The 10,806-nt window shown below is 65.6% G+C and carries 2 protein-coding genes; both read left to right on the forward strand.

Going from position 1 to position 10,806, the window contains the following annotated elements:
- The first annotated feature begins 12 nt into the window (after positions 1-12).
- Positions 13-9,267 (forward strand): non-ribosomal peptide synthetase, encoded by a 9,255-nt coding sequence (locus tag ABQ137_RS20595; RefSeq protein WP_349783472.1) that lies wholly within the window; start codon positions 13-15, stop codon positions 9,265-9,267.
- The coding region (locus ABQ137_RS20600) for a condensation domain-containing protein (RefSeq protein WP_349783471.1) at positions 9,264-10,806 on the forward strand (1,543 nt) is incomplete at its 3' end. The genes ABQ137_RS20595 and ABQ137_RS20600, both read left to right, overlap by 4 nt.

Below are 10,806 nucleotides of genomic sequence, written 5' to 3' on the forward strand. Positions count from 1 at the left end.
ACCCTGGCCTCGATCTGGCGGGCGATCTTGCAGGTGGAACAGGTCGGCATCCACGACAACTTCTTCGAGTTGGGTGGCGACTCGATCTTGTCGATTCAGGTCGCGGCCCGCGCCAGCCAGAATGGCCTTGCGCTGACCACTCGCGACTTGTTCCAGGCACAGACCATCGCCACCCTGGCAATGCGCGTGCGGGAGGGCGTGACCCAGGCGGTACCGCAGGGAGATAGCGAAGGCCCTCAACGCCTGCTGCCAATCCAGTGTGGATTCTTCAACGACCCGGTCGACCGTCACCATTTCAACCAGTCGGTTTGGCTAACTACGCCAGTCGACTTCGATCCGAGCGTGCTGGCGCCGATCATGCGAGCGTTGTACCTCCGCCATGACGCGCTGCGATTACGCTTCACGCTTGTGGACGGCACGCCGCACGCGCGCTATGCACCGCTGGACACGGAACTCCTGGATGCAGCGGTCGTGCTGGAACCAGGACTGGACGGGTTGGACGCACGTTGCGAGCGCTGGCAGCGCAGCTTCGATCTGGAGCGCGGGCCGCTGTTGCGCGCAGTGCATTTCGTGCCGCCGGCTGGCCAGGAGGGGCGCCTGTTGCTCGTCGCGCATCACCTAGTTGTGGACGGTGTGTCCTGGCGCATCCTGTTGGAAGACATCGAACGCGGTCATGCGAGCCTGCGTGCCGGTGAGCCGATCACGTTACCGCTGAAGACGCGGTCGTTCCAGCAGTGGGCCGAGCGGCTGACGCACTGGGCTCAAAGTGATTCCGCCACGGCCGAACTGGACTATTGGCGCGAGCAGGCGCGCGATGCTGGGACGGACGCGAACGCTCCCGCATTAATGCCCGACCATGGCGACCATGGCACTGCGCGCAGCATCAACCACGTACTGGACGAGGACAGCACCCGCGATCTGCTGCAGCACTGCAATGCCGCCTACCGTACCCGCATCAATGACCTCCTGCTGGCCGCAGTCTATCTAGGCGTGCGCGCATGGAGTGGCTGCGACCGAGTGGCCCTGCGGATGGAGGGACACGGCCGCACAGCGCCGGACGGCGAATTCGATCTGACCCAGACCGTCGGCTGGTTTACCTGCGTCTATCCGCTGACCCTGCATGCCGCCACCACCGAACCTTCGGAGGTGATCAAGGCAATCAAGGAACGTTGCCGCGCCGTGCCGGGCGACGGGCTGGGTTTTGGCGTGCTACGCGACCTGCGCGGCGATACGTTGTTGCGGGCGATGGCAGAGCCGGAATTCGAATTCAACTATCTGGGCCAAGTCGACCAGGTTTTGCAGGGCAAGGCCGGCCTGCGCGCCGCCGAGGGCGCAGCCGGTATGCAGGTGGCGCCGACGCGGCGGCGTTCGGCGCGCTGGTCATTGAGTGGGTTGGTTGCCGGCAGCCGCCTGCGCCTCTCGCTCGGCCACGATCCGGCGCGCGACGATTCCGCCAGCGCGGCGCGCCTGCTCGACTGCATCGTCGATGGCCTGCGTACGGTCATCACGCATTGTTTGCAGGCCGGCAGCGGAGGGTTCACCCCCTCGGACTTTCCGTTGCTGTCACTGGACCAGGCAGCGGTCGACGCGCTGCAGGCGCGCTATCCGCGCCTCCGCCGCGCCTATCCGGCGACGCCGATGCAGACGGGGCTGCATTACCACGCGGCCCTGGATCGTTCCGCTTACGTCGTGCAAATCCATCCTCTGCTGTGCGGCGCGTTGGACGTGGCCGCCTTCCGCGCTGCCTGGCAGGCAACCGTCGACCGGCATGCGATTTTGCGTACTGGCTTCCACACCGCCGGCGATGGATTGCTACAGGTCGTCTCCGACGACGTCAAACTGCCTTGGCAGGAACTGGATTGGCGCGGTCTCGACGAGAGTGACTGGCGCGCGCGCTTCGACGCATTCCGCGAAGCCGACCGCGCGATCGGATTCGCGCTGGAGGCTCCGCCGCTGATGCGGGTAACCCTCTTGCGGGTAGGCGATGAGCGCTGGCAACTGCTGTGGACGCAGCATCATCTGCTGTTGGACGGATGGAGTCTGCCGATGGTTTACCGCGACGTCATGCACGCCTACGCGGCGTTGCGTGGAGTCGCCTCCGCACCGTTGCCCGAGCCGGCGCCCTACGAGGAATACGTGGCGTGGCTGGGACGCCAGAATCCGGCCCAAGCGCGCGCCTACTGGCGCGAGCGTCTGGCCGGCATCGAGGCACCGACGCCGCTGGCGATCGACCGCGGCGAAGACAGCGGCCAGAGCGGCCATCGCGAGCTCACCGTCGAACTGGATGCAGCGGCCAGCCAGGCGCTGCGCGAGCTGGCCCAGCATCGCCGCACCACGGTCAACACCTTGCTGCAATGGAGCTGGGCCTGGCTGCTACATCGTTACAGCGGCGAGCGTGAGGTGGTGTTCGGCGCGACCGTGTCCGGCCGCGACGTCGACGTGGCGGCGATCGGCGAGATGGTCGGGTTATTCATCAACACGCTGCCGGTCAGGGTGGGTTTCAACGGCGGCTCGATCGGCGAGTCTCTGGCTGCATTGCATGAACAGTTCCAGCGATCCACCGACCATGGCTATTTGTCGCTGGCGCAGATCCAGCGCGAGTCCGAGATCGCGCCCGGCTCGCCGTTGTTCGACAGCATCATGGCGTTCGACAACTACCCGCTGGATGCGATGGCCGATCCGGCGCTGACTCCGCAGACCGCCGGCCTACGCATGGAGAGCAGCGGTCATTCCGAACGCACCAGCTACAAGCTCAGCCTCAGCGCGAGTCTGGGACGGGTATTGACGCTGCGCCTTGGCTACCGCGCCGAGCAGATCGCGCCGGCCGCCGCCACCCGCCTGATCGCTCACCTTTGCTCAGTGCTGCGGCGGTTGCCGGACGCGCTGAAAGCCGACACGGTCGATCTGCTGGAAGAGGAGGAGCGAGCGGGTTTGCTCAAGCTGGGGACCGTGGCGCCCCCCGCACCGGTGTTCTACGCAGTGCACGAACGCGTGCTCGACTGGGCGCGGCGTCAACCCGATGCGCTCGCGATCGGAATCGACGGGCACCAGACCCGCTACGCCGAGTTGGCCGCACGGGCGATGGCAATCGCTGCAGAGATCTCTGGTCGCGGGGTTGGCCAGGAGCAGATCGTTGCGATCTGCGCTGGGCGCCACGCCGACACGATCGCGGCGATGCTCGGAGCGTTGATTGCGGGAGCTGCCTATCTGCCAATCGACCCGGCGTATCCGGCCGAACGGATCGCTTTCATGCTTGAGGACGCCGGCGCACGCTTGGTACTCGCCGATGCGTCCGGGCGCGAGGCGCTGGCGGGCCGGCACGCGGTGGTCGCGCTGGAACGCATCGCCGCACGTGCTGCCGATTCGACGCCGGCGGTGGCCACCACCCCTGACAGATTGGCTTACGTGGTCTATACCTCCGGTTCGACCGGCCGGCCCAAGGGAGTGATGCTGGAGCATCGCGGCCTGTCCAACCTCGCCGATGCGCAACAGGCCCTGTATGCCACCACTCCCGACAGCCGCGTCCTGGGCTTTGCTTCGATCGGGTTCGATGCCGCGGCCTGGGAATGGCTGATGGCGTTGGGCGCAGGCGCCAGCCTGCATCTGTGCAGCGAGATGACCCGTCTGTCGGCGCAGGCGTTGACCGAATTGCTGGTCGAGCAGCGCATCACCCACGCGACCCTGCCGCCGGTGATGCTGGCCCAGCTCAACCCGCAGGCAGATTACGCGTTGCGGGTGCTGATCGTCGCCGGCGAGGCCTGCGACGAACATCTGGCCTGGACCTGGGCGGTGCGGATGCCGCTGTTCAACGCCTACGGCCCGTCAGAGAACACCGTCGCAGCGACCTGCGCGCGCGTCGTCGCCGGCAAACCGGTGCGACTTGGTGCGCCACTGCCGGGTGTGCATCTTCGCGTGTGCGCCGAGGACGGAGCCCTGCAGCCGCGCTGCGTACCGGGCGAGCTGTGGCTGGGGGGCGTCGCGTTGGCGCGCGGCTATCTCGGCCGCACCTCACTAACGGCCGAGCGCTTCGTCGAGAGCGAGGGCGTACGCTACTACCGCACCGGCGACCGGGTCTGCTGGAGCGAGTCCGGTGAGCTGCGTTTCCTTGGGCGCGTTGATGAGCAGGTCAAGATCCGCGGCTACCGGGTCGAACCGGGCGAGGTCGAAGCCGCGATCGCCGCCGAACCGGATGTCGCCGAGGCAGTGGTAATCGCCCGCGACGACGATGGCCATGGACAACGCCTGGTCGCCTATGTGATCGCCGCCGATGGCGGCGAGGACCTGGCCCGGACGCTGCGCCAGCGCCTGGCCCATCGCCTGCCCAATCACATGCTGCCGTCGGCGGTGGTGATGCTGGAGCGTCTGCCGGTCACCGCCAATGGCAAGGTCGACAGGCGTCGCCTGCCGGCACCCGCGCCGACCGCATCAGCGACGCACTTCGTGGCTGCACGCAATCCTCTCGAACAGGCGCTGGCCGACATCTGGGCGCAGGTACTTCGGGTCGAGCAGGTCGGCATTGACGACGACTTCTTCGAACGCGGCGGCGATTCGATCCTGGCGATCCAGGTGGTTGCGCGTGCCAACCAGGACGGTATCGCGATCACCACCGGCCAGCTGTTCGAGGCGCGCACGATCGCCGCGCTGGCCGCCGTGGCCGGTACCGCGGCCCGTGCCGATGCGCCGCAGGATGCGGTGCAGGGCCTGCAAGTGCTATTGCCGATCCAGCGAGATTTCCTGGCCGGCGAAGACCAGCAGATCCACCACTTCAACCAGGCGCTTCTGCTGGTTGCGCCGGCAACGTTCGACGCCGACGCGCTGCGCGTGCTGGTTACCGCCGTCTACAAGCGCCATGACGCGCTGCGGCTGTGCTTCTATCGCGACGACGACGGCACCTGGCAGGGCCGCTACCGGCCCTGGGACGCGGCAATGCTGGAGCAGGCTGCGCAGGTGGAGCCGTTGGGCGAGGATCTGGTCCTGCAATGCGACCGCTGGCAACGTGGCTTCGATCTGGCGCAGGGGCCGTTGTTCCGGGCAGTCTGGTTCCAGGCCGATGCAGGCGAGGGGCGTCTGCTGCTGGTCGCGCACCATTTGGTCGTCGACGCGGTGTCTTGGCGCATCCTGCTCTCCGACCTGGAACAGGCGTGGTCGCTGCATCGCGACGGCCGAACGGTGACGCTGGCGTCGAAAACCTCCTCCTTCGCACAATGGGGCGCCGCATTGCAGGAATGGCGTGAGACACAACCGGGCCGCCTCGACGCTGCCTGGTGGGATGCCCATCTCGACGGAACCGGAGCCGCACCTCGCGAAGACCACGGCCGATTGGGCGACAGCCGCGTGCTGACCGATACGCTCGACGATGCGGAAACCGCCGCGCTGCTGCAGTCCTGCAATGCGGCTTATCACACGCGTGTCGACGAACTGCTGCTAGCAGCTGTCTGCATGGCGTTGCCGCATCCTGGGCGGGCCGGCGCGCTCGACGTGCTGATCGAAGGCCACGGGCGCGAGAATTTGTTCCCGACCCTTGATACCACCGGCACGGTCGGCTGGTTTACCAGTGTGTACCCACTCCCGCTGCGCTGGCACGGCGGCACGACGGGCGAGGTCATCAAAGGGGTCAAGGAGAGCTGTCGCGCCGTCCCGCACCGTGGAATCGGACACGGCCTGCGTGGTCGCGACGACGGCGGAGCATGCCTGCTCGCATTCAACTATCTGGGTCAGTTTGATCAGGTGATCACCCCCGGTAGTGCATTCCAGATCGCACCGGAACCAGCCGGCGTGCAGGGCAGTGCATCGCGTCAACGTTCGGCACGCTACGCGATCAACGCGATGGTGTTCGGCAACTGCCTGCAACTTTCGCTGGACTTCGATGGACGTCGCGACGACGAGCAGAAAGTACGCGCGGTGCTGGACGCGGCGATGGCTGCATTGCGGCGGATCATCGCCCATTGCCAGGAGCCAGGTGTCGGCGCTTTCACGCCCTCGGACTTTCCACTTGCGCACCTCGACGCATCGACGCTGGATGCCGTGCTGCACGACTATCCGAATCTGGTTCGCCTGTACGCCGCGACGCCGATGCAACGCGGCCTGTGGTTCCACTCCCAGTTGGACGCCTCGGCCTACGTGGTGCAGGTGCATCCGCGGCTGTGCGGTCCGCTGGAGGTCGATGCCTTCAAGGCCGCTTGGCAAGACGTGGTGGACCGCTATGACATTTTGCGTACTGCGTTCGCCGGCGCGGGCGAGGCGCTGCAGCAAGTCGTGTTGAAGCAGGCCCCACTGCAATGGCGGCAAGAGGACTGGAGGGGAATGGATGCGACTACGCAACAGCAGTGCATCGACCATTTGCTGGCCAGCGATCGCGCGCGAGGTTTCGACTTCGCCCATGCACCGTTGATGCGCGTGACCCTGGTGAGCCTGGGCGAAGACCGCCATCTGCTAGTGTGGAGCCTGCACCACGTATTGCTCGACGGATGGAGCATGCCGCTGGTGTACCGCGATGTGATGGCCTGTTATCGCGCACGCATCGCTGGCGAGCGCCCAAGCCTGCCGGTCGCGGTGCCTTACGAGCGCTATATCGCGTGGCTGGAGAGCCGTGACCGCGACGTCGCGCGCGACTTCTGGCGCGGCTATCTGGGCGGCATTTCGGCGCCGACGCCGCTAAGCATCGATCGCCGCGGCCTGACATCCGAGGCTGGTGTTGCTGGCTACCGCGAACGCCTGATGGAACTGGACGAGACCGCAACCGCAGCGCTCAGCGCGCTGGCTCGCGAACTGCGCACAACGCCCAATACGCTCGTGCAGTGGGCCTGGGCCTATCTGCTTCACCGCTATAGCGGGGAGAACAGCGTGGTATTCGGCGCGACGGTCGCGGGCCGGCCAGCCGAAGTAGCGGGCATCGAGTCCATGGTCGGATTATTTATCAACACCATTCCTGTACGAGTCGATTTCGTCGATGGCCAAGCGCTCGAACAGGCACTGGCGACGCTGCACGACGGCTTCACTCGCGCCAGCGGGCATGGCTACCTGCCATTGGCAGAGATCCAGGGTATGTCGGAGGTGCAGGGCATACCGCTGTTTCAAAGCCTGCTGGCCTTTGAGAACTATCCATTGGATGCGGTCGAGGAAGCGAACCGCAGCGATAGGGATGCGTCAACGCCGCAACTGACGATCGAACGCGCCGATAGCAGCGAGCAGACCAGTTATCCACTGGTGCTCAGCGCACTGCTCGACCGTCGGTTGACGATCCGTTTCGGTTATCGCAGCGAGACCTTCGACAGCCGGCTGATTGAGCGGACGATTGGCCACATGCAACGGGTGCTGGAACAACTGCCTGCCGCCATGCGCGACGGCTGCCGCATCGACCTGCTCGACGCTGTCGAGCGTGCCGAGCTTGAGGCGTGGCAGCAACCGGCTGAGCGCTTCGAGGTCGTCGACACCCTGTCGGCGCTGTTCGAGGCGCAGGTACGACGCACGCCGCAGGCTGAAGCACTACGCTTCCAGGGACACAGCCTGAGCTACGACGCGTTGAACCGCGCGGCGAACCGGGTCGCGCACCGGCTGCTGACCCTGGGAGTGAAGCCGGACGACAGGGTTGCGGTTCGGGCGGCCCGCGGCCTGCCGATGCTAATCGGCCTGTTGGGCGTCCTGAAAAGCGGTGCCGCCTACGTGCCGATCGACCCGGCCTACCCAGCAGCGCGTCAGGCCTACATGCTCGAAGACAGCGCACCGGTCGCGCTGCTGGTTGATGAGCCAGCCGAAAACACCGGCAACGGAGCAGACGCGGACGTCGGCGTGTCCTGTCCACTGCTGACGATCATGGCAGGTGCGCCAGCGGACGAACACGATCCGCGCGTGCCGGGCCTGGATCCCACGCATTTGGCGTACATCATCTACACCTCCGGTTCGACGGGTCGACCGAAGGGGGTGATGGTCGAACATCGCCACGTGGTTCGGCTGTTCTCCGCCTGCGCGCGCCACTTCGACTTTGGAACGCGCGATGTCTGGACGCTCTTCCATTCCTTCGCGTTCGATTTCTCGGTGTGGGAGATCTGGGGGGCCTTGTTGCACGGTGGCCGCCTGGTGATCGTGCCAGCGCCGGTGGCGCAGTCACCGAAAGAATTCCTGCGCCTGCTGGCGGATGAGGGCGTGACCGTGCTCAACCAGACTCCGAGCGCGTTCCGTGCATTGACCGCCGCCCAGGACCAGAGCCACAACCACCAACTGCGGATGGTGATCTTTGGCGGCGAGGCGCTGGAGCTGCATGCGCTGCTGCCGTGGATCGAGCGCAACGCTCTGCATCGCACACGCTTGATCAACATGTATGGCATCACCGAAACCACCGTGCACGTGACTTACCGGGAGATCAGCGAGACAGAGGTACGCGGCGGCAGTGGAAGTCCCATCGGCCTGCCACTGGCGGATCTGTCGCTGCGCCTGCTCGACAATCGTGGTGAGCCGGTGCCGCTTGGGATGACCGGGGAGATCTATGTCGGCGGCGGCGGTGTCGCACGTGGCTACCTGAATCGCGCAGCGCTGACCGCCGAACGTTTCCTGACGCTACCTGACAACGATCGGCTGTACCGTACTGGCGACCTCGGCCGACGATTGTCGGATGGCTCGATCGAGTATCTCGGTCGCAACGATCAGCAGGTCAAGATCCGTGGCTTCCGCATCGAACTGGGCGAAATCGAGGCGGCGCTGGCTGCCGCCCCGGACGTCGACGAGGCGGTGGTGGCGGTGCGCGAGGATCGCGGCGATCGTCGTCTTGTCGCCTACGTGGTCTCCGCGCCTGGCGTGACGTTGGAGATCGCAGACTTGCGAGAGCGGCTCGCCGCCACGTTGGCTGCCTACATGATACCGGCTGCCTTTGTCGTGCTTGACGCCTTGCCATTGACGATCAACGGCAAGCTCGACCGCGCCGCATTGCCAGCACCGGACGGCGCGGCCACGGCGGCGCGCGCGTTCGAGCCGGCACGCACTGACAGCGAGCGCGTGCTGTCCAGGATTTGGCAGCAGACGCTGGCGGTGGAGAGGATCGGGCGATACGATCATTTCTTCGAGATCGGCGGTCACTCGCTGCTGGCGGTGAAGGTTCTGGCTGAGATCAAGCAGCACTTCGGCATTGAACTATCGATCCGAGACGTGTTCGAGAAGACCACGATCACGGCACTGGCGACGTATCTTGACGAACGGTTGGGCGAGACGGCGTTGCGTGACGCTTTGGTGATGGACAACACCGACAGTAGCGATCAGGGACTTATCGAGCTATGAGTTTTCGCGAAGTATTGAAGGCGTGTGTAGACAGCGGAATTCGGGTCAAGGCCCGCGATGGAAAGCTGTTGCTGGACGATCCGGATAAGCGCTTGACCGCTGCGCTGCGCGAACGGCTGGTTACCCACAAAGCCGAGATCCTGACCTGGCTGCAAAGCGACAGCGGCGCAGGCAGCCTTGTGCCGATTCCGCGCCGTGACGCCAGGCAAGCCCCTCTGTCGTTTCCGCAGCGACGCCTATGGTTTATCGATCAGCTCGAAGGCGGCAGCCGCCAGTACAACATCCCGACCGCCATGCGCCTGCGTGGCCAGCTTGATGTACAAGCGATGCAGGCAGCGCTCGACCGCATCGTTGCCCGTCACCAGATCCTGCGTACGGTCTATCGATTCCAGGACGACGCACCGGTGCAGCAAGTGCTGGCGCCTGCGCCGATCCCGCTAGCGCAGACTGACCTGTCGGCGCTGGCGCCCGAGGTCGCGCTGTCGCGCGCGCGCGACCTAGCGATGCAGGAAGCGGCGCGGCCATTCGATCTTTCAGCTGACCTCATGCTGCGCTGCGTGCTGATTCGCTTGGCCGACGCGGACCATGTGGTGTTGCTGACACTGCATCACATCGCTTCCGATGGCTGGTCCAGCGGCGTGCTCGTCAACGAGTTCGTCGCGCTCTACCGCAATCGCGTCGCCGGGCTCGACGATCCGCTGCCGCCATTGCCGATCCAGTACGCCGACTTTGCCGCCTGGCAGATCGAAGAAGCGGGGCAAGGTGTGCTGCAACGCGGACTGGCCTATTGGACCCGCCAGTTGGAGGACCTGCCGGTCGTGCACTCGCTGCCGTTAGACCGTCCGCGACCAGCGCGCCAGCGTTTCGATGCACGGCAATCCAGTCGCCGCGTCGACGCCAGCCAGACCGAGGCCCTGCGCATGCTGGCGAAGGCGAATGAGGCCTCGTTGTTCATGCTGCTGCAGGCGGCACTGGCAATCGTGCTCGGTCGATTCGGCGCGACCGACGATGTCGTGGTCGGGGTGCCGCACGCCGGCCGCGATCGCGCCGAGCTGGCGCCGCTGATCGGCTTCTTCATCAACACCCTTGTGCTGCGTAGCGACCTGTCAGGCAATCCGACGCTGGTGGAGGTGATCGCCCGCGTACGCACCACTGCGCTGGATGCATTCGCTGCGGCCGATGTGCCCTTCGACCTGGTCAACGACACGCTGCGCCACGAACGGAGCATGGCTTACAACCCTCTGTGCCAGGTGAAATTCGTGGTCCAGAACCACGAGGCCGGAGAGCTTGCTTTGCCCGGGCTGCAGATCGAACCATTCGTCAACAATGTCGAGCAGGTGCATTTCGATCTGGATCTCAGTGTCGGCGAAGGCCGCGACGGGCTGATCCTGGCCTGGACCTACAAGGACCTGTTCGACGGCGCAACCATCGACCGTATTGCTGAGGCCTACCAGCAGGTGCTTGCGGCACTGCTATCCGATCCGCAGCAGCGGATCGACTCGCTGGCGCTGATCGACGCGCAGGAGCGCGAACAGTTGC

This window comes from Xanthomonas sp. WHRI 8393 (assembly GCF_040203315.1).
GTDB lineage: Bacteria > Pseudomonadota > Gammaproteobacteria > Xanthomonadales > Xanthomonadaceae > Xanthomonas > Xanthomonas arboricola.